At 30.6% G+C, this 20,500-nt stretch carries 20 protein-coding genes; 17 read left to right on the top strand and 3 right to left on the bottom strand.

Annotation, left to right across the window (positions count from 1 at the left end):
* Positions 1–58 precede the first annotated feature (58 nt).
* A complete protein-coding gene (locus FHK87_RS01705) occupies positions 59–763 on the bottom strand; it encodes a LytR/AlgR family response regulator transcription factor (protein WP_140589026.1) in 705 nt (234 codons plus the stop codon).
* Positions 760–1,824 (bottom strand): sensor histidine kinase, encoded by a 1,065-nt coding sequence (locus FHK87_RS01700; RefSeq protein WP_226293988.1) that lies wholly within the window; start codon positions 1,822–1,824, stop codon positions 760–762. The genes FHK87_RS01705 and FHK87_RS01700 overlap by 4 nt, the downstream gene beginning before the upstream one ends.
* Positions 1,825–2,031: 207 nt before the next feature.
* On the opposite strand from FHK87_RS01700, the gene FHK87_RS01695 reads away from it, so the two are divergent.
* From FHK87_RS01695 to FHK87_RS01685, 3 genes are all read left to right on the top strand, one after another.
* Positions 2,032–2,460 carry a nuclear transport factor 2 family protein gene (locus tag FHK87_RS01695; RefSeq protein WP_140589020.1) on the top strand — a complete coding sequence of 143 codons (429 nt, stop codon included), beginning with the start codon at positions 2,032–2,034 and terminating at the stop codon, positions 2,458–2,460.
* A gap of 92 nt (positions 2,461–2,552) precedes the next feature.
* Positions 2,553–3,143, top strand: a complete 591-nt coding sequence (locus FHK87_RS01690) for a nuclear transport factor 2 family protein (protein WP_140589018.1) — start codon at positions 2,553–2,555, stop codon at positions 3,141–3,143.
* Positions 3,144–3,203: 60 nt separating this feature from the next.
* Positions 3,204–5,603, top strand: coding sequence for an outer membrane beta-barrel family protein (locus tag FHK87_RS01685; protein ID WP_140589015.1), 2,400 nt, complete (start codon positions 3,204–3,206; stop codon positions 5,601–5,603).
* A gap of 18 nt (positions 5,604–5,621) precedes the next feature.
* On the opposite strand, the gene FHK87_RS01680 is transcribed toward FHK87_RS01685, so the two are convergent.
* Complete coding sequence (locus FHK87_RS01680) at positions 5,622–6,938, bottom strand: alpha/beta fold hydrolase (RefSeq protein ID WP_140589013.1); 1,317 nt, start codon at positions 6,936–6,938, stop codon at positions 5,622–5,624.
* 127 nt (positions 6,939–7,065) lie between these two features.
* Here FHK87_RS01680 and FHK87_RS01675 point away from each other — a divergent pair, with 127 nt between their 5' ends.
* The 14 genes from FHK87_RS01675 to FHK87_RS01610 all read left to right on the top strand — a co-directional run bounded on the left by FHK87_RS01675 (position 7,066) and on the right by FHK87_RS01610 (position 20,487).
* Positions 7,066–7,830, top strand: a complete 765-nt coding sequence (locus tag FHK87_RS01675) for a LytR/AlgR family response regulator transcription factor (protein WP_226293986.1) — start codon at positions 7,066–7,068, stop codon at positions 7,828–7,830.
* 107 nt (positions 7,831–7,937) lie between these two features.
* Positions 7,938–9,932: a tetratricopeptide repeat-containing sensor histidine kinase gene (locus tag FHK87_RS01670; protein ID WP_140589008.1), complete on the top strand. Its 1,995-nt coding sequence runs from the start codon at positions 7,938–7,940 to the stop codon at positions 9,930–9,932.
* Position 9,933: 1 nt separating this feature from the next.
* Complete coding sequence (locus FHK87_RS01665; RefSeq protein ID WP_140589006.1) at positions 9,934–10,566, top strand: response regulator transcription factor; 633 nt, start codon at positions 9,934–9,936, stop codon at positions 10,564–10,566.
* A gap of 410 nt (positions 10,567–10,976) precedes the next feature.
* Entirely contained in the window at positions 10,977–12,095 is a 1,119-nt protein-coding gene (locus tag FHK87_RS01660; RefSeq protein ID WP_140589003.1) for a hypothetical protein, read from the top strand.
* Positions 12,096–12,112: 17 nt separating this feature from the next.
* Entirely contained in the window at positions 12,113–13,237 is a 1,125-nt protein-coding gene (locus FHK87_RS01655; RefSeq protein ID WP_140589001.1) for a TolB family protein, read from the top strand.
* Positions 13,238–13,290: 53 nt separating this feature from the next.
* Positions 13,291–13,986: a hypothetical protein gene (locus FHK87_RS01650; protein WP_140588999.1), complete on the top strand. Its 696-nt coding sequence runs from the start codon at positions 13,291–13,293 to the stop codon at positions 13,984–13,986.
* A gap of 30 nt (positions 13,987–14,016) precedes the next feature.
* Complete coding sequence (locus tag FHK87_RS01645; RefSeq protein ID WP_140588997.1) at positions 14,017–14,367, top strand: zinc-ribbon domain-containing protein; 351 nt, start codon at positions 14,017–14,019, stop codon at positions 14,365–14,367.
* 90 nt (positions 14,368–14,457) lie between these two features.
* Positions 14,458–15,552: a TolB family protein gene (locus FHK87_RS01640; protein ID WP_226293984.1), complete on the top strand. Its 1,095-nt coding sequence runs from the start codon at positions 14,458–14,460 to the stop codon at positions 15,550–15,552.
* Between the two features lie 53 nt (positions 15,553–15,605).
* Positions 15,606–17,732 carry a T9SS type A sorting domain-containing protein gene (locus FHK87_RS01635; RefSeq protein ID WP_140588993.1) on the top strand — a complete coding sequence of 709 codons (2,127 nt, stop codon included), beginning with the start codon at positions 15,606–15,608 and terminating at the stop codon, positions 17,730–17,732.
* Positions 17,733–17,882: 150 nt separating this feature from the next.
* Positions 17,883–18,173 carry an antibiotic biosynthesis monooxygenase gene (locus tag FHK87_RS01630; RefSeq protein WP_140588991.1) on the top strand — a complete coding sequence of 97 codons (291 nt, stop codon included), beginning with the start codon at positions 17,883–17,885 and terminating at the stop codon, positions 18,171–18,173.
* A gap of 61 nt (positions 18,174–18,234) precedes the next feature.
* Positions 18,235–18,654, top strand: a complete 420-nt coding sequence (locus FHK87_RS01625) for a DUF6463 family protein (protein ID WP_140588989.1) — start codon at positions 18,235–18,237, stop codon at positions 18,652–18,654.
* A gap of 63 nt (positions 18,655–18,717) precedes the next feature.
* The gene (locus FHK87_RS01620) at positions 18,718–19,293 is read left to right on the top strand and encodes a Crp/Fnr family transcriptional regulator (protein ID WP_140588987.1); all 576 of its coding nucleotides are present in this window, start codon (positions 18,718–18,720) and stop codon (positions 19,291–19,293) included.
* A gap of 81 nt (positions 19,294–19,374) precedes the next feature.
* Positions 19,375–19,671, top strand: coding sequence for a putative quinol monooxygenase (locus FHK87_RS01615; RefSeq protein WP_226293982.1), 297 nt, complete (start codon positions 19,375–19,377; stop codon positions 19,669–19,671).
* A gap of 90 nt (positions 19,672–19,761) precedes the next feature.
* Positions 19,762–20,487, top strand: coding sequence for an SDR family oxidoreductase (locus FHK87_RS01610; protein WP_140588982.1), 726 nt, complete (start codon positions 19,762–19,764; stop codon positions 20,485–20,487).
* The last annotated feature ends 13 nt before the right edge of the window (positions 20,488–20,500 follow it).

Raw genomic sequence — 20,500 nt, 5'->3', positions numbered from 1 at the left:
TTGTTTTTAGAAACATTCATCTTTTTAGGATGAATATGTACAACTATTTAATTAATTATCAACTCAATACTTTTTTAATTATAGATTTATAGCGTTCTCCTATTGGAATTTCTATTTTACCGATTTCGACATCATTTTTGGTATAGGCGGTAATTTTTTTAATATTCACAACATAAGAACGATGAGTTCTTATAAAATTATTATCTAAATTTTCGATAAAAGCGGTTAGACTATATTTTACAAGATGATTCCCTGATTCTGTTTTAATTTTTATGTAATCTCTTACACTCTCAACACATAGGATTTCATCAAAAAAGATTTTAACCTGTTTCCTTTCTTTACGTACAAAAATATAATCTCTTTTTTGATCTTCTTTTATGTCTATAAGGTGATTTATTGATTTTGAGGATTGAAGTTCTAAAAACTTTTCTATAGCTTTAAAAAACCGACTAAAAGTAATTGGTTTTAACAAATAATCGATCGCATTAAGTTCAAAACCGTCAACTGCATAATCTCTGTAAGCTGTTGTAAAAATGACATTTGGTTTATTGATTATATTCCTAAAAAAATCAGTCCCCCGTAATACTGGCATTTCAATATCTAAAAATAGGAGATCTATTTTTTGATTTTTCAAGATTTGACTTGCCTCTATCGCGCTTTCACACATACCAACTAACTCAAAATGATCAAGTTGATCTAAATGATTTTTGATAAGATCTCTCGCCAGTTCTTCATCATCTACAATTAGGCAGGTGTATTTCATTGTTGTTTTAGTTTTAATGATACTGCAAAGCTATTTTCGTCATTTTCGATTAATAAAGTATAAGCGTTAGGATATAACAGCTCCAATTGTTGTTTTACATTTTTTAAACCCAACTCATTTTTTGAATCTACTATTTTAGTTTGATGATTAGGTTTTGTATTAAAAATTGTAAACAAGATTTCTTCTTGTACCAAAGTAAGCTTTATATTGATATCAGCTATATTAAGTTCCTGACTAACCCCATGCTTGAAAGCATTTTCTATAAATGTGAGTAAAATTAAAGGAGCAATACGAACCTCTTTTTCAATTTTGTTTATAAAACTAATAGCAACCCTTTTTCCATATCTAATTTTTTCGAGAGCCAGATAATTTTCTATTAATTCTATCTCTTTTTGGATAGGTACATATTTATGATTACATCTATATAGCATATAATCAAGTATATCAGAGAGTTTCTCTATTACCTCAGGGGTTTTATCCGATTTTTTTATAGCTAAAGAATATAGATTATTGAGTGTGTTGAATAAAAAATGAGGATTTAGCTGATTTTTTAAAGCAGTAAGTTCTGCTATCTTTTTTTGCTCATTAAGTTTCAAATAATCCTTTTGTTTTCTATAAAAACGAAATAACAAAAGCAACGCCAAAGGTGTCAAAAACTTTACAATTTTACTTACAAACGTGCTTAAATCCAATAATCTATCACCAAAAGACATTAAAGCATATTCTTTAGCAATATCACTATAGACATATAAGTATTTTATATCAAAATAGTAAGCTCTGATAGCCATGTAACATACAAATAAAGCCGATAATAAAAGTAATACAAACACTGTAAATACTACATTTTTTTTTTGGTCTAAAAACCTGGGAATAAAAACATAAAGAATAACATATGTCGCTACCATTTGCATTATGACCAAAGTCATACTGGACTCTATCATATGCACATATCCATCAAAAAATGTCATGTTTGAGGTAACTGCAAAGTATAAAAAAACCCCAATCCAAAATAATAGATGATTAAAAAACGGATGCTTCATTGCGAGGATCATTTTTTTCATAACAAATGATATAAAAATAGACATTATAGTGGTACGATATTAGAAAAAGAAGACCAGACAATCATTATCGACTACCAACCCTGGTAAATAAGCTACGAGTACTGTTTTTGATGTTGGTATACGCTATTAGCGTGTAAGTCGATATTCAAAAATATGTGTAATCATGATGTATAGATTTGCTTCAAAATCAAAATAGCCAATATCATCATGAAAAGTTCAAAAAATATTTTGCTTACAAGTATTCTAACACTAAGTATCGTGACTACGATTTTTTCTCAGGATCAAAATGATTACAAAATGATAGAAAAAACGGTATCCAACTATATAAATGGTGATACAAAAAAGGATTTCGAAACACTGCAAAAAGCTTTTCATAAAAATGCTACGATGAAATATGTATCCTCAAAAAATGGATATCAAGAATACAATGCATTAGAAGTCTTCAAAAATGACAAAGGACGTGCCCCTGAAAAAAATAGAAAAAATCGTATTGAATATATCTCTGTAGCTGGAAAAGCAGCAAATGTAAAAATCGAAATTAATTATCCCGATAGGACCGTAGTCGATTTTGTGAATTTGCTTAAAATCAATAACGAGTGGAAGATAGTGAGTAAAATTTTCAGCGTAAAAGAATAAAGAAATATTGACCATCACTTATAAACGTCTTTAAAGACTATAACAATCATATTTATAAAATAATAATATAAACTACTAAAAACAATGTAAAGATGAAATATCTATTTTTAAAAATACTTGTCTTAATATTTTGCACTGTTAATTCTCAATATGCAAATGATAGTATAGAAAACTTAAAACAAAAATTGCTTATAAATATTCATAGCAATAGCAATCAAAAAAAGGTAATCAATTATGATAAAAGTTTTGTAAGTGATGATAAACTCATCTATGAAAGCCTGAATATAATCCCCAGTCATAATGATATTCACGTAAAAACCGTATCCGAAAAAGCATTAGTCAAAAAAACACTTCAGAATTATATTGAAGGAACTTCTTATACTAAGAAGGGTTTGTTAAAAAGTGCTTTTGCAGAAAATGCAACGCTGTATTTAACTGTGCAGGAAAAGTTTAAAAGAATTACACCGATAGAATACCTCAGTTATTTCAAACAAGAACCTAATAATTTCACAGGTCGAAAAGGGAAGATTTTATCAATAGACTTACAGGTAGATATTGCATCTGCAAAAGTAGAAATTTTGTATCCGGATAGAAATATAAAGTTTATAGACCTCTTTTTATTAAAAAAGATCGATAATCAATGGAAAATAATAAGCAAAACCGCCACAAAACAAAAGCTGTAGAATATCGTAAACCATACACTTTCTCTTGCTAAAGTCATAAATCGTAATCAATAATCATTTATGAATATTATTATCAAAATAATTCTATTGGTTATATTTTGTATGCTATTATGTAACAATAATCACGCACAATCCATAGAATCAATTTCTGGTTATGTAAAAAATAACGAGAATCAAGTATTATTAGGAAATGTAATTGTACTTTCTGCAAAAGATTCTACTGTAATAACCGGAACAAGCTTTTTTGAAAATGAGTTTCTCATTGATAACCTCAAACAAACAAAAGTTATCCTTAAATTCACTTCTTTAGCATTCAAAGAAATGTACATGAATATTGAATATCAGGGTCAGGCTGATATTGATCTAGGTATTGTGAATGTTCTAGAAAACAAAAATGAATTAGATGAAGTCGTGCTAACATCAAAAAGTAGCCTTGTAAAAGAACGAGCAGATGGTACTCTAGAGGTCAACATAGCAAATACAACATTAGCAACAAGTACATCTGTAGATGAAATTTTAAGGAAATCTCCCGGAATCGTTTATAACACAGACGGAGAGATTAGTGTGTTTGGCAAAGGTAATGCTATCATATTTTTGAATGGAATACGAATCGCAAGTGAACGCTTATCAACTCTATCACCAACAAATATCGAAAAAGTAGAAATCATTAATAATCCTGGGCCAAGATATGATGCAGAAGGTAATGCGGTGATAAATATTATTACAAAAATCAATGATGAAGTAGGTAATAAAGGAGTAGTAAAAAACTATTATACTCACAATAATTTTAGTGGTTATGATAATAGAACCAACATTGACTATAGTTATGTAAAGGGAAAATGGTCTATTAATAGCAGTTATGGTTTTCTTACAGGAAATGATAGACACATCTTGACCACTACAAGATCACGCAAAGAACCCATAGATATGTTTACCTCTGACCTAGAAACAGATTGGCAATATGATTTTAATAACTTTTCTAATTATACAGCCGGAGTTCAATACAATATCAACAAAGAAAATTATATATCATTTTCATATATAGGTGCTTATGAAAGTTTAGGTGGAAACCAAATCAGCAAGAATATAATTACTGATACTGCGACAGGAATATATCAAAGTAATATTAATGTTGATCAGATAACATCAAAAAACACCTTTAATATTAATTATTATTCTAAAATAGATAGCCTGGGATCTAATATTTTTATAGGTGGTCAGTATTCTTCTTATAACGAAGACTTCGAAAATTTGATAACAGAGAACAATATAATAGACATGGTAGAAGATAATGCGCGTATCAATAATATTGGAGAGAACAAAATAGATATTGTTAGTTTTCAATTTGATTATACAAAAACCTTTCCCAATACATCAATAGTAGAATTTGGAGGGAAATTGGGATATGTAAACATTAATTCTAACACAGATTTCTTCAATATTCAAAATGATGGAAGCCTTATTATAGATGAAGAAATATCGAACACGTTTACATATCTAGAAAAAATTCCTGCACTATATGTTAATTATAAAGGTAAAATCAATACCCTAAATTACAGTTTGGGATTACGATCAGAATTAACTACATATGATTTAACAACCAGTAATAGAGCAGGAAGTAAAATTGAAAACGAATACATAGATTTTTTTCCAAATGCTTCTATTAATACTACTTTGTCTGATCATAGTAATGTATACTTGTCATATACTTCTAGGATCAATAGGCCTCGTTATTCTATTTTAAACCCATTTGTTGTGTATCAAGATGCGCTTACATCTATACAAGGAAACCCAAATCTACAACCCTCAAAAGTACATGCAATCGAAATAGGAGGAACGTATAATAAATGGGGATTAAAAGCAGGATATAATTATACTATAGACCCTATAGATGGTGGAGCATTTCAATCAGAAGAAAATCCCAGAGCATATATATTGCAAAGACGTAATGTCACTAAACGGCATTCTTATTTTATTTCATTATCCAAAAATGTAAATTTAAAATGGTGGCGATCTTCAAATACCATAACTACAACATACGATGAACTTAAAGACAATACAGGAGTGTTTGACATTTCTAATAACAAAAAACCATACTACTATTTATACTCACAAAATAGCTTTGACATCAAAGACTGGGTAACAATATTTTTAACAGGATGGTATTTAAGTGAAAAGCAAGATGGATTAAATTCAGAAAGAGATTATTCTTCAGTAAACATAGGCTTAGAAAAAAAATTATTTAATAAAACAACTACTTTTAATATCGATTTCAATGATATCTTTTATAAAGTAAGAGCAGACGGAAACTATCGGGCCGGAATTACAGATATCGTATATGCAAATATATTCAATACAAGGTATATAAGATTTTCTTTATCATATAATTTTGGTAAACTAAAAAATGACAGATATAAAAACGTAAATATCGGAGAACCAGAAACCAAAAGAGCCAATTAGCAGCAATTACCAGTACAGTTATTCTTCATTAATAATTTCCCAGGCCCAATCAATGATTTGCTGACTGATTTTATCTTCCCAAGTACCGGGTTCAAAATTATAACTATTAGCATAGTTAGGATGTATCGTACTCCAGTGATCTAGATTTTTATATTTATATAGTTTATGATTCTTATGTCCTTTAGACTTTAAAACATCTATAATCATGTCATTATCATGTTCTGTCATGATCCAATCATTGGTTCCCCATCGTATTCGTATAGGAACTTTGATATTTTCCCAATGTTTTGCAAAATTAAAATCTTGAATTTGATGATAATAATGCATAGACCTACCATACATATGATTTTTTCCTTGTCTATGATATTTTTTATAAGTAGGATGATCATTTAGAATTTCTTCAAAACTTCGTTTTTTGATCAACATCTCATAATATAACGGAATGTAAACGGTATTCATAAGATCATAAATTTCCTCCTCTGTTTTTCCTTCGATCTGTAAAATTCTTCTTTCTATCTCCAGCATATGTTCATACCAGGATTTAAAAAACGTACCATCAGAGATAATACCTCTCAAATCATATTTAGTTGCCAGATAAGGAGCAAGAGCACTTCCCATACTATTTCCATAAATTATAATTTTTGATACATCTACATAATGTTGATCTTTTAGATATTGTATCGCAGATTCATATCCATTTAATTCTGTCAAAAAATCTACTGTACCACAATCACCTTCACTATCGCCAACACCGGGTTTTTCTATTCTCATAAATACCATTTGGGATTTTTCGGCAATGTCTTTGATCTGTCGCACCCAGTTGTTACTGCGACCAGAATATTTTTCAACAGAAGAACAACTTAGTCCCTGTATTAATATAATTGCAGGATTCTTTTTGTTTATATTTTCTTTTGGAACGGTAATAATCGCTCGTTGCCGTATTCCATAATCACTAGTTACAGTTTCGTAAAAAGTTTCTACATTTTCATTTTTTTCTAATGGTAAAGGTTGTAGTCTAACTACCTTTGTAAATAGTTTATGATTTCGTTTTGCCTGTATTTTTGTGGTTTTGGTAGAATTAAGGTTAAACGTAATTGTACTCCAATCTTCTTGTGTGATTATAGGCCGGTCATCTACACTAATGATTATATCCCCAGCTTTAAACCCTGCCATATCCAAAGGAGATTTTTTGATGATTTCTTTAATTTTTGCTCCGGGATTTTTGTGATCCGGCCATGATATTTTAGAAATAAACGAAGCTCGACGCTCTAATTCTTGACAAAATCCGGAAAAAATAACTGAAATAAATAGTGTACAAAATAATACGCGTTGCATGATACTTTTGATTTTAATTTTTGTTCAAAACTATCCGTAGCAGTGATTTAATTTTGAAAATTATACGAATCCTTTCATTTTTTATGCGAAATTTAGGCTCTTATATATGTCAAATAAAAACTTTATCATGTTTAGATCACTTAGCCGACATACAATATTGTTTATACATGTTTCATTTTGGATCCTATACTACATTATTTTTGGAATCATTTGGGTAAAAGAAGGTGATTATAAAGCTTCTTTCTATCTAGAGTTTGTACTCTTACCGGTTAGGATTTTTAGTGTTTACCTTACAGTTTTATATTTGATCCCTCAATTTTTACTTAAAAAGAAGTTTTTTCACTTCTTGATATTATACATTTCTTTATTATTTATAGCAAGTGCAGTACAACGACTATTCATGCATTTTTTTGTAGATGATTATAATGACTTTACTTTTTTGCAAATATTTGATATAAATGCTTTATTAAGAGCGATCATCCTAATTAATTCTACAGTTGTATTTGTATCTTCTGTATACATACTTGACTATTATTTTGAAGAAAAAGAAAAAAACAAATTACTATCTGTCAATATTCCCAAAAAAACATTAGAACTAAGGTCTAACAAAAGAGTCTATACAATTGCTGAAGATGAAATCATTCATATAGAAGGGTTAGGAAACTATATCACATATCATTTGGCAGACGATAGTACAATTGTTGTGTATAATGGCTTAAAAAAAGCTTTACAAGAATTATCCGATAGTTTTATTAGAATTCATAAATCTCATATTATTAATAAAGAGAAAGTAAAATCATATAGTAAGGATAATATCGAGCTTCTGAATGGTAAATTACTTCCTATCGGGAATTCTGTTGATTTTAATATGATCGTAGAATTCCTTAAATAACTGAAATTATTTTCTACTGGTTTTCGTGTATTTTTAGTCTCTTAGAACATTTTGTTGTTCTTAATTAATATCTTGGTAATGCTCAAAATTTAATTGTTTTACGATTCATGATACTAAAAAGATGTTTAGTTTTTCTTATTTATCAACTCTTTGCAGGTTTTATTTCTCTTTCTTTTGGGCAAAATATAGATCAAATCAAACTTCAACTGGTAGATGCTCATCACGATACTACCAGGGTCAAATTAATGTGTGAACTTTCTAGAGCCTACGAAGGGATTGATTCTGTTAACGCTTTTAAGCATAGCAAAGCAGCATTAAAACTAAGTAAAAATATTGATTATCAATATGGTGTAGCCTTATCTTATCATACACTTGCAGTTGAATATTCCAGTTATTTTGATGCAGAAAGAGCAAAAAAAAACTATCATATCGCAAATGAATATATCGAACAATTATTAAAGAAAGATTCGTCTAGGCAAAACCTTAAATTATGGGCAAAAAATAATTTCAACTTGGGAGTTGCATATGGGTATGAAGGAAATAATGAAAAAGAAATATCATATATCGAAAAAACAATTCCTATCGCACGAAAAATAAGGGACACGCTTTTTCTTGGTATTGCCTATACAAATTTAGGAATCAAGCACATGAATTTTGGAAAAAATACCAGAGCCTATTATTATTTTAACCAAAGTGATTATTATTATAAATTAAAAGACTTACCCGAAGATATTATTTTTGATCGTTTATGTTTCTCTTTATGCTTATACCAACTCGACTCTCTGCCAGCTATGAAAAAAGCTCTTGACGAAGTCAAATTTAATTTGGATAGAGTACCTGAATCAAAGTATAGGCATAAATATTATTCTCATAGAGGACTATATTATAGTGGTATAGGAGACTATAAAGAAGCTATAAAAATGTATGATAAAGCTTATGATTTTATAAAAAAGCATAAAATACATCGCGAATACTCTCCATTATATATGATATATGCAGAAACCTACGAACAGCTAAAAAATTATAAGATGAGTAAAAAATATATGCTCGATTTTTTAGAGGAATCCTTAAAATCCGGTAATGATGTAAGTAGGTCTAAGGCATATTATCGTTTGGGAGTATATGAAGCTAAACAAAAGAATTATGATAAAGCTTATGAATATGCCCAAAAACACATTGACCTGTTAGATAGTTTAGATTATAAACAAACCGCACAAAAAATTGATCAATTAGAAATACAATACCAATCAGAAAAAAAAGAAAAAGAAATCTTAAAGTTAACCAATGAACGCAATGAAGTAGCACTTGTATTAGAGAAAAAAAGATCACAAGGGTATCTTATGGCAATACTAATCATAACACTTTGTTCTGCTTTGATTATCATATTTTTTATATATCGTAATCAGATCAAATCGAATCATATTAAAGAAAGAAAACATCAAGAAGAAATAGGTACGCTAAAGCATCAACAACAAACAAAAGTTTTTTCTGCCATGATAGAAGGGCAAGAAAAAGAGCGAAAAAGATTAGCTATTGATCTACATGACGGGTTAGGAGGAAGGCTTTCTGCTATTAGCTTAAAGTTATCAAAATTAGATAATAACAGATACACAGAATACCCAAAACAAGAATTGAATATTATACAAAATGATATTACAAATTCTTTAATAGAGTTAAGAGGTGTTGCAAGAAATTTAATGCCTGAAACATTGCTTAAATATGGATTACAATCAGCATTGAAAGATTATTGTAGTAATATGAATAATGAAGATAATCAAATAACTTTACAATTCTACGGAAGTTATAAAAATGTTTCAACCTCGGATCAAGTAACTTTATATAGAATTATTCAAGAACTGATCAACAATGCTATAAAACATGCTAAAGCTTCTGAGATTTTGGTACAGTATATTCAAGAAGACAACAAAATTGACATTACTGTAGAAGATAATGGGATTGGATTTGATATGACTTCTTTAGATCAAACAAAAGGTATGGGATTAAACAATTTAAAAACTCGTGTGGAGTATCTAGATGGTTATTTTGATATACAATCAAAACAAGATGAAGGAACTACCGTAACAATTCAAATCAATATTTGATATGAAAAAAGAAACTATAAAAATAATCATAGTAGATGATCACCCTATGGTAATAGAAGGATTAAAAACCTTATTAAATGATTATGATACTATTTTGATTACTTCTTGTTTTACAAATGGTAAAGATGCGCTTACCTTTCTCGAGAAACAAAAAACAGATGTAGTGTTACTAGATGTTAACCTACCTGATATTAGCGGTATCGAAATATGTAAAATCATCAAAAAAAACCATAAAGATGTAAATGTGTTGGGCTTGAGTACCTATAACGAACCTAGTATTGTCAATCAAATGATCAAGAACGGGGTAAATGGTTACCTATTAAAAAACACCTTGGCAGAAGAGTTGGTAAACGCAATAACACAGATCTATAAAGGCAACTTTTACTTTGGGAATGAAATACAGAATCTTTTAGCAAATTTTGTAAATAAAGATGATGAATTACCTAAACTAACAAGACGAGAGAAACACATTTTAAGCCTAATTGCAAATGGTCTAACTACAAATCAAATTGCCGAAAAATTATTCATTAGCCCTTTGACTGTAGAAACACACCGTCGAAATTTGATTCGTAAAATGGATGTGAAAAACGCAGCTGCATTGGTTAAAATTGCCATCGAAAAGAATTTGATTTGAAAATTACTTAGAATATAACATTTCGAATCCTAAAGAAAAGTGTTTTCTTGCTTTATGTCAAGAAATAAAAGAGTCTTGCATTTTACATTTGAAACATTCTAATTGTAAAATGAAAAGAATGAAAAACGATGTAATCAGCTTCTTCAAAGCAAACTTAAAAACAGATAGCATTGGTAAATTTCAGCCCTTATTCCCAAAATATTTAAATGAAACTTTTGTATATCCTGATTTTATTAGCAATAATCAAAAACTAATACCACACTTTTTTTCCCTCAAAAAATACTTAGAAACCAGTAGAAAAAAATACAATTTTCAAGGGATTTCTTTGTGTATATGTATCGTATACTTTTGGTATAAACTAAAACTGAATTTATTTCAATGGTTTTAGAAAAACATCAAATCATCAATACATGAATATTTATAAGTATAGTGTAGCAATCATATGTATATGGTTAAGCACAGTAAGTTGTAGTGACAATAGCTCTGGCGATAATGAGGATATCCCCGATTTGCGTAATGATAGATTAAATAATCGTCTATCGGGAAAGCTTTTTTTTGAAGGAATTAGCGATAGAAACCGGAACGATATAGCAAGTTATATAGACCTTAATACAGGATTAATTGAAAATGTACCTGATAGTGAATGGCAATTTGACAGTGAATCTTTTCCGAATTCAGCAGGAGTACGTTTTAGTGTCAATCCATCTCCTTTTAATGCAAAAGAGTTTGTGGTTGTAGCCGAAAACTGCAAGTTTGAATTCCCTGGACCAGAATACAGTTGTATCCTGATTCAAGACTTTGAAGGAAATTACGTTAATACTTTTGATTTAGAAGGAGAAATAGATAGTGCCAAACTCTCCTATAATTCAGAATATCTAGCTATCGTAAGAGATCTAGATGATATGTGGCTTTCTGTTTATAAAAGAGACGGTACTTTTGTTGACAATGTACAAACAGAAATTGGGTCATATGCCTGGATGCCTAATGGAAGTATCGTATATGTGTCTACAGATAATCAAAAAACATTAGTATTTACCAAACCTTATTCTTCTATACCTGATACACAAATTAGATTACCAGAAGATATCCCTGGTGATTTTATCGCTCAAATAGCAGTAAGCCCTTCTGGAAAGCATATAGCTTATACAATGATTAATCGAGATAATAGTACAGTTCTAGCCTCAAAAGGCATTCCTTGGATTATTGATGTAGAAACGTTACAATATCGTCAATTAGCAACTTCACCAGAAGATGAAGATAGACCAAATATTGTTTTTCCGACATGGTCACCAGATGAAAAGTACATATTTGTTAGAGTAGGAGGTATCCCTTTAGCAACGTTGGCTTCTAGAGGGATCGGATACGCTATTCCTATCGATATAGAGACTCCTTTGATTTTGAGCAGACATCGCTTAGAAAAAAGCTCTCCAGAAGCAATTCCTGTATATCATTATGACAAAAATTCTAATCCTGATAGAGATGACCCTGATATTTTCTTTACCGCGAGTAGATTTTATTGGATTCCTTAAGCCTAAAAATATTAAGAATGAATACTCTAAAACAGATTTTTCCAGCAGCTTTAATAATAGTGGTACTATTTTTATGCGCGTGTAGTAATGATAGTCGTTCTACCTCAGAAGATTTAGATGCAAATTCAAACCTATTAAATCCTGGTATTACAGGCAAGCTCTTCGTTCATGAGAATGATTATGGGTCTTATTTATTGGATCTTGCAAGTGGTATTTTTACTGAGATTCCCAATACAGACTGGGAGAACCAAAATGATCGTTTTCCTAGCGGAGTTGCAAACTTTTGGGCGATTCCAGCAAAGTATGATCATCAGGAATTTATTATAAAAGTTAGAAATTGTAAGAGGGTAAATGATGATGTTTTATCACCTTCATTAACTTGTATCGCTATCCAAAATTACAAAGGTGAATATGTTTCTCAGTTCGAACTCTTGTATGCTGTTCGGGGATCTGTTCACTTATCAAGAAATAGAGAATATTTAGCTTTATTTAGAAATATCGGACAATCTGTAAGTTCAGATAAATGGTTAGAAATTTATGATCGAGAAGGAAACTTAATCAGCGATCAGAAACTAGATGAGACAAGTATCGATTGGTTGCCTAACGGACGGTTGGTATATATACAGAACCGTAGCTTTATATTCACAGAACCTTACTCTACAACACCTGATTATCAACTCACCTTACCAGAAATGATTTCAGGTAGTCCGGGACAAATATCTGTTAGCCCGGATGGAACAAGAGTAGCTTTTTCTATGATTCATACTTCAAATTTTGCTACTACCCGTGCTACGCCTTATGTTATGAATAGTGATGGTACTAATATTAAACAATTGGCAGATGTTCCAGGAGAGGAATTTCCAATAATAAACAGCCCTACATGGTCTCCGGATAGTAAATGGATTTTGTTAAAAGAAGGTGGGGCTCAAGGACAAGATCTTAATACACCGGGGGTTTTAGGGCATTTATATGCCATTCCTTCAGATTTGGATAAAGTAGTAATGTTAAGTAGTATCGATGACGAAAAATCACCGGAAGCAATTCGTTTGAAACGCTATTATAAAGATACAGAACCAAATGAAGAAAAACCCAACCCAACTGATCGTTTCCCAAATTGGGGATTATACTGGCTTCCAAATTAAATAGCACAAAACAAGATTAATATAGAACATAAACAATTTAAAAAAAGGGTATTATGAAAATTTTACAAGCATGTACATGCATTTTAGTTATTTTTTTATCATGTAGTAGTAACGATGATCAAAATGAGGATCAACTCGATAATTCACAGGATTCTTTCGTATTATGGCGTACAATCGATTTAATAGCAACAGTTAATGGAGCAGATTTAGATGATGAAGTTGTTCTTAGATTTTCTGATGGTACTGTTACCAAAGATGTAGACAATATATTTTCATCTAGTATTGAAGACTTAAAATCAAAAAATCCAGATCATTGGGGTGTATCACGAATCGTAGATGGCAAATTAGAAATTGATTGGGAAGAAAATGGAGAATATAGTACTTTCTTCAATAGTTTTGAGATCGCTCCGGTTACATCTTCTGACTTCAAATTTACAGATTGCTATAAAATAACCGGTGGTGTAAGCACTGGTATAGGCGATTTAGAAATTCATTCTTTTAGTATTGAAAAAGTGTTTTTTGGTGATAATGGTCGATTCAGTTTTCAATCTTCTACAGCCGTAATTGGTGCGGGAGGAAGCAGTGCTTCTATTAGACCAGATGAAAATGGGAGCTATACCATAAATAAATATCAAATAGAATTACTATTTGATAATGGTAATTCTGTTGTTACCACTTTCGGTTTAGACACTGATGATGAATCCAGCTTTATGAGCATCGGAAAAGATGTGTATTACAGATGTAAATAAAAAACATAATTATATAAAAAAGGTCAAAACATGTTTATTTTTTTTGGAACTCGTGCCTCATTAATAAAATCAAAACAAATACAAGGAAATTTTGAATGCTCTTACTGTCAAAATAACACATTCAATGTTTCAATATATGGAAGATACTTTCATGTATTTTGGATACCTATTTTTCCATTATATAAATCCACATATTTAGAATGTACACATTGTAAAAAAACATATAATCTTTACGAAACTCCTGAAAATTTTAGAGAGCAATTAAAAAAAGATAATGAAACAGCACCTCCAAAAAGACCTTTATGGCATAGTTTCGGCGGTTTAGTATTTCTATTAATTGTAACAATTATCATTTTGTCAAGTACTATGAATTCTTTTTAATTACATCCTAAAATTCAAATAATCAAAAAGAATTGATTAGATAATCCTGTAAAATAATGTAACCCATATATTATGAAAAGTTGCTTACCAATGACAATTATATATTTATCCTTACTATTTTCATCTTTGATCATAAGCTGTAGTAATAGTGATTCTGAAAATATTGATGATGATCTTGAGAGTACTCAAAAAGTGAATGGAGATCTAGAAGGTAGATTATTCATAGGAGGGGATGGAGAAGGATGGATTCTGGATATTTCAACCGGCATATACAACAGAATACCGGGTGTAGATTGGGAGAATAAAAATGGTACTTATCATGCTCTGGCGGATTTTAGTGCTTCATCTATTGCATATAATGGAAATGAATTTCTAACTAAAATTACAAAATGCCAAAAAGCAGGTGATGATCCTCTTTCCGGTTATGATGATTGTTTAGTGATTTATGGGGTAGATGGCACTCAAAAACAAGGTAATCACCTATTTGAAGATATTTTAGGAGAACCAAAACTTTCCAGAGATGGTCAACTCATGGCTTTCTTTTATGATCATGACAAAAGCGATATAGATCCTGCTTTAGTAATCATTTCTAGAGATTTTGAACCTATATCTGCAATTTCTTCTCCCGGATTTAATGTATCACCATCTTTAAGTTGGTTACCTGATAATAGAATTGTGTATGATCGGCAGCAAAGTATCTACATAACAAATAACAAAAATACAGTAGGAACGCCTATCGTGACTTTTGATGAAAATCAAGGGCAACCCAAACAAGTTACAGTAAGTCTTGATGGTAAAAAAATAGCATTTATTTTACAAACAGATGCTACTTTTAGAACACGCACAGCAACACCATGGATAATCAATATAGATGGATCCGGATTACGACAATTGGCTCAAGTTGAAGCCGGGCGTCGTCCAAGTTTTGAGAACCTCGCATGGTCACCTGATGGTAAATATATCTTTTTTACTCATGGTCACGTAGCAGCTGCAACTACTACAGATTTAGGATTGATAGGTGGTGGATATGTTATTCCTTCAGACAGTAACAATCTAGTATTAAATGATGATCATCCCGATATCATACACATCCGGTCTTATTTTGCTATGAAACAAGGGCGTTCTAATGTAGAGCTAACGACTGATTTTTCTGTAAAAGAAGGTACTGTTGCGTGGATTCCTTAATCCATTAATAATCAGAAATCATCAAAATATTGTTAACCAAGATAACTACAATAATGAAACTTTGTAAACGTAAAATCTACTTCTTTTTGATTATCATCGGTTTGATATGTATTCAAAACCAATTACATAGTCAAAATGCTTGGTCATATGTAGGCATACCATATACAGATTGGGAATATGACCCTTTTTCAATAAAACTTGAAAAACCAGATGATTGGCCATCAACAGCAGTAGAAAATTACTATTATGTAGCCCCCAATCATCCAAATGCAAGTGATGCGATACAGTCTGGCGAGCTAACAGGAACTTATGGAAGGTATGGTTATCCAGATAGGCCTAGAAAAACAATCCCAAGTAACAGTTGGATAGGAGATGTATACACTCCCGGAACCATAATTTGGTTAAAAGGAGGTAATTATAATGCTACCAATTTTCATAGGGTATGGTCCCCCCAATTTCAAGGAAATAATAATAACCCTATTTGGATTCATGGGGATCCAGAAGAAAAACCAGTGTTTTCTAATGTTATTTTAGGAATGTATAATAGTCAACATACCATTGTAGAGAATATAAACTGGATAGGAGGTAACACAACTAATGCTGCATTGACACTTACAAGAGATCGTGAAGGACCAACACATCATATTACATTAAGAAATCTACTTTTTGAAAATTTGAAATACATCGGAGGAGGAGGTGCTATTGTAGGGCTAACATCAAATAGCGCTTCAAATGCTGAATTGCATAATGTTGTTGCTTATAAAAACACATTTAAAAACTGTGGAGGTGGTTATGATTGGGCAACTAGAGATAATGATCATCATGCTTATAAAGTAAATGGTAATATAAATGGCAATCAGGTATATAAAGTATGGATTATCGAAAACAAAGCCTTGGTAGGAGAAAATCCCGATCCTATAGATGGGTTATATAAGAGTTTATCTGGAAATTTAGTTCAGGTAGGAGATCAAATAGCGTCTAGTGGTGGAAATCACCATATATTTGTCGCAGGAAACTATCAGGAGTTTTCGAGACAAGCTCTTGGTTGGACAAAAAGAGCTACAGATGTCATTTTTTCTACCAACTACTGTACAGATAGCTATACACTTGCCGGCGGAAATGGACAATGTTATGGGCATCAATATGGTTTGGGAGATTACAACTGGTGGATCAATAATGTAGGGACAAAAAGTGGTGTAGGCTGGCAACATACTGCTAATGATCCTATGAAAGGGCCTCTTTTTATTATTGGAAACCTTTTTTATAACAATAGAGATAATGAAAGTAATAACAACTGGCGTTTATGCTCTGGGGTCACTCTTTTTTCACAACATGGAGAACATTATATTGTAAATAATATTTTTGATAGTAGTTGTCATGGTATTTGGTCGGGCACGAATCGCCATGGTAGCAATGATAAAACACATATTTATAATAATATCTTTACCAATATATCAGCTACCATAGATCAAACGTCAAGAGCAATCACATTTGATACTACAAATGGGCTTTCTTTATACATAGGAAATAATTTGTTTGATACGTATAATGCTTCAGTATCTATAAGCAGGACAAGTTACAATACAATTGAGAATTTAAACACACAAGCATGGGCAATTGATAATAAAGTAGGAGATCCCTTATATGAAGCTATTGATCAAGGCAATTTTACAACACTAGAAGATTCTCCTACTATCAATGCAGGAACACAAACGTATCAAGCAGGTCATACTGATGTTTATCAACAGTATATTGATCGTTATAAAGATGATCCTTTTTATCCTGGCAACCCTGTTGATTATTGGCCAAAAGATTATCTGGGGCGTAATCGTGTTATTAATGGAACAATAGACATAGGACCATATGAATTTGGTGCTGATCCTGTAACTACTCCTCCAAACCCAAATCCAAATCCTGATCCGGAGACTGATCCATCAAATCCAGAAGAAGAATTAGATAACACAATATCGTTAGTTCCTAATCCTACAGATGATAGAATAACGATCAATATGGGACAAAATATATTACGAGAAATAGTGATATATGATGCATTAGGAAAACGTTTAAAAACGATGGTAGAAACAACAACATCAATCGCAAATTTATCCGCAGGATTATATTTTGTAAAAATTGTATCTGTAGACAAAAAAGTAAAAATCAAAAAGTTGATTAAACGATAACACTTTACGTTTTCGTAATTAAGTGTTTTTTTTAGTGTTTATGGGGGTTATATCAATATAATCCCCATAATAAAAATAAGTTTATACGCATTAGAAATACACCTCTTATAAATAATACAATAATTGTTTAATATAAAAATGAATTAAAAAATGAGTTATAAAGTAATATTAACTTCCAAAATTAATGCTGAAACATACGATAACCTATTGCTTTTTCTTGAAAAGAATTTACCAAATGTAAGAAGCTTTAAAGGTTGTAATTCAGTTGATATTTTGTTTAATACTGAAAAAGATGAAATGGTTTTTTATGAAGACTGGAATACAAAGCTAGATCATCTTGAATATCTAAACTTTATTAGAGAAAATGGTGTTCTCCAAGAACTTTCAGGATTTATAGCCCAAGGTCCAGAGATCAAATATTTTGAAGTATTATCAATCTAAGTCCAAAAACAAGACTTAAATTTAGATGATTTTTAATGTATATAGAACTAAAAACATAGGTATGCAAATTTCAAATGGAGTAATAATTATAATAACAGGGGTTTGTCATTCAACATTAGGAATTACACCATATGCATTTGGTAACCAATTTTATAGTTTTTGTAAAACATATTTATTTAAAATTAGTGAGGGGTTATTTGAATTTCCATTATTAAATGGACAAATGAATTATGAAAACTTTGCTGCTTTTTGGTTCTTTTATTTTGGTTTACTCCTAATTCCGTTAGGACTTTTAGTACATTATATAGAAGCAACACTACATAAAATACCAACAAGCTTTGTTTGGTCATATTTATTTGTTATTGCAATAGGGATCTATATGATCCCTTTTTCAGGAATGACATTTATTATGTTACCACATGCATTATATATGCTATACATAAAACTAAAAACAAATAGGCCTCAAAATAGTATACAATAATGAAGAACATAAAATTCATTACTTTAACCCTTAATTCAATACATATAACTTAAAACACTATAATTGAATACATTACTACATCAAATAAAATCAAAAATAAATTTAACAGTATTACAAGAAAAATATCTGTTATCGGTTATTAAAACAAAAACATATTTAAAAAATGATTTTTTTATAGAGCCTGGTCAAGTCTGTCATATTACAGGATATATAGAAAAAGGGTTGATGAGAGTTTTCAATATCAATACTCAAGGTATAGAAACAACAAATTGGCTGTTAACTGATCAAGAATACATTACAGAAATAGTAAGTTTTTTAAAACAAGAACCTACTCAAGAGTACATTCAATGTCTAGAAGAGACAACAATTACTTATTTTTCATACCAAGATTTACAAGATATTTACAAAGTAGTTCCTGAAATGCATATTTATCAAAAATTGATTCATGAAGAATTATTAATTAATATCAAGAAATATATTTTATCTAATATTCATTTATCTTCAGAAGAACGCTACGAACAATTACTTAAACTTCGCCCCAGGCTTATCCAAAAAGCACCACTCAAATACATAGCTTCATTTTTAGGCATTACCGATAGTACGTTAAGCCGAGTACGACGCCGAGTACTTTCTACATAAAACTGTTTTCTTGCTTTATGTCAAGAAATAAAAGGGTCTTGCATTCTACATTTGACACATCATAACTCAAAAATGAAAAGAATGAAAAATAATGCAATCGTTATCCTTGAAGCAAATTTAAAAGAAGATAAAGTTGATGAATTTCAGCTCTTATTGTCAAAATATTTACCTGAAACTAGGGAATATCCGGGTTTTATCAGCATTAAAATTCACAAAAACTTAGAGCACAATACTGTTGTTTTTTATCAAGAATGGGAAACCATAGAATATTATGAAGCCTATCTAAAATGGCGAACAGATACTGGTGTAATGGATATTCTTGAGAATACCTTTACCGCTGCTCCAAATATTAGATACTGGAAAGTTTTAAACCTTTAAGATTGTCTAAGTTCAATTTCTCGCCTTATATCAAAAAAATCATTTTAAAACCAATTTATCTCTGGTTATACGTCATTAAAAAAGAATCACATGAATACAAATAAAAAAGTAGTATTAATAACAGGTGCAAATAAAGGTATTGGCCTAGAAACCGCTAAAACTTTTTTGGATCATGAATATACAGTTATTATTGGCTCTAGAAACATAGAAAAAGGAAAACAAACATTAGTCGATTTAGACAATCCTAATGCCACTTTTGTTCAAATTGATATTACTAGTGAAACCTCTATCAAAAAGGCAAAAGATACTATAGAAAAAGACTTCGGAAAATTAGATGCACTGATCAATAATGCCGGAGTATGGTTAGATTTTGGAATGCCTATGTTAGAGGTATCAATGAATGTTATTGAAGATACATTTAAGGTAAATACTTTTGGGGTCATTGCCACGATAAAATATTTTCTTCCATTATTAAAAAAATCAAAAGAAGCAAGAATTGTTAATGTATCTAGTGGTCTGGCATCACTAACACAAAATTCTGATCCTGATTATGAATATTATGCTTATAAATCATTAGCATATAGTACCTCCAAGACAGCTCTTAATGCCATAACGATTCTATTCGCCTACGAACTTAAAGACACAAATATCAAAGTAAATTCTGCTGATCCTGGATATTGTGCTACCGATTTGAATGGAAAAACAGGACCACGAACACCAAAACAAGGTTCTAAAGTGATCGTAAATCTGGCAACTTTACCAGATAATGGTCCCAATGGAGGTTTTCTTGATGAAAACGGTAAAATCGAATGGTAAAATCAATTCAATC

The organism is Aquimarina algicola (genome assembly GCF_006443095.1).
Taxonomy (GTDB): Bacteria; Bacteroidota; Bacteroidia; order Flavobacteriales; family Flavobacteriaceae; genus Aquimarina; species Aquimarina algicola.
Note: the sequence above shows the minus strand (reverse complement) of the source record. Positions and strands in the feature narration are given on the sequence as shown.

Bases quoted from the DNA above. Each gene is read 5' to 3' on its own strand.
- FHK87_RS01705 (WP_140589026.1), bottom strand. From the start codon at position 763: ATGAAATACACCTGCCTAATTGTAGATGATGAAGAACTGGCGAGAGAT.
- FHK87_RS01700 (WP_226293988.1), bottom strand. From the start codon at position 1,824: ATGAAAAAAATGATCCTCGCAATGAAGCATCCGTTTTTTAATCATCTA.
- FHK87_RS01695 (WP_140589020.1), top strand. From the start codon at position 2,032: ATGAAAAGTTCAAAAAATATTTTGCTTACAAGTATTCTAACACTAAGT.
- FHK87_RS01690 (WP_140589018.1), top strand. From the start codon at position 2,553: ATGAAATATCTATTTTTAAAAATACTTGTCTTAATATTTTGCACTGTT.
- FHK87_RS01685 (WP_140589015.1), top strand. From the start codon at position 3,204: ATGAATATTATTATCAAAATAATTCTATTGGTTATATTTTGTATGCTA.
- FHK87_RS01680 (WP_140589013.1), bottom strand. From the start codon at position 6,938: ATGCAACGCGTATTATTTTGTACACTATTTATTTCAGTTATTTTTTCC.
- FHK87_RS01675 (WP_226293986.1), top strand. From the start codon at position 7,066: ATGTTTAGATCACTTAGCCGACATACAATATTGTTTATACATGTTTCA.
- FHK87_RS01670 (WP_140589008.1), top strand. From the start codon at position 7,938: ATGATACTAAAAAGATGTTTAGTTTTTCTTATTTATCAACTCTTTGCA.
- FHK87_RS01665 (WP_140589006.1), top strand. From the start codon at position 9,934: ATGAAAAAAGAAACTATAAAAATAATCATAGTAGATGATCACCCTATG.
- FHK87_RS01660 (WP_140589003.1), top strand. From the start codon at position 10,977: ATGAATATTTATAAGTATAGTGTAGCAATCATATGTATATGGTTAAGC.
- FHK87_RS01655 (WP_140589001.1), top strand. From the start codon at position 12,113: ATGAATACTCTAAAACAGATTTTTCCAGCAGCTTTAATAATAGTGGTA.
- FHK87_RS01650 (WP_140588999.1), top strand. From the start codon at position 13,291: ATGAAAATTTTACAAGCATGTACATGCATTTTAGTTATTTTTTTATCA.
- FHK87_RS01645 (WP_140588997.1), top strand. From the start codon at position 14,017: ATGTTTATTTTTTTTGGAACTCGTGCCTCATTAATAAAATCAAAACAA.
- FHK87_RS01640 (WP_226293984.1), top strand. From the start codon at position 14,458: ATGACAATTATATATTTATCCTTACTATTTTCATCTTTGATCATAAGC.
- FHK87_RS01635 (WP_140588993.1), top strand. From the start codon at position 15,606: ATGAAACTTTGTAAACGTAAAATCTACTTCTTTTTGATTATCATCGGT.
- FHK87_RS01630 (WP_140588991.1), top strand. From the start codon at position 17,883: ATGAGTTATAAAGTAATATTAACTTCCAAAATTAATGCTGAAACATAC.
- FHK87_RS01625 (WP_140588989.1), top strand. From the start codon at position 18,235: ATGCAAATTTCAAATGGAGTAATAATTATAATAACAGGGGTTTGTCAT.
- FHK87_RS01615 (WP_226293982.1), top strand. From the start codon at position 19,375: ATGAAAAATAATGCAATCGTTATCCTTGAAGCAAATTTAAAAGAAGAT.
- FHK87_RS01610 (WP_140588982.1), top strand. From the start codon at position 19,762: ATGAATACAAATAAAAAAGTAGTATTAATAACAGGTGCAAATAAAGGT.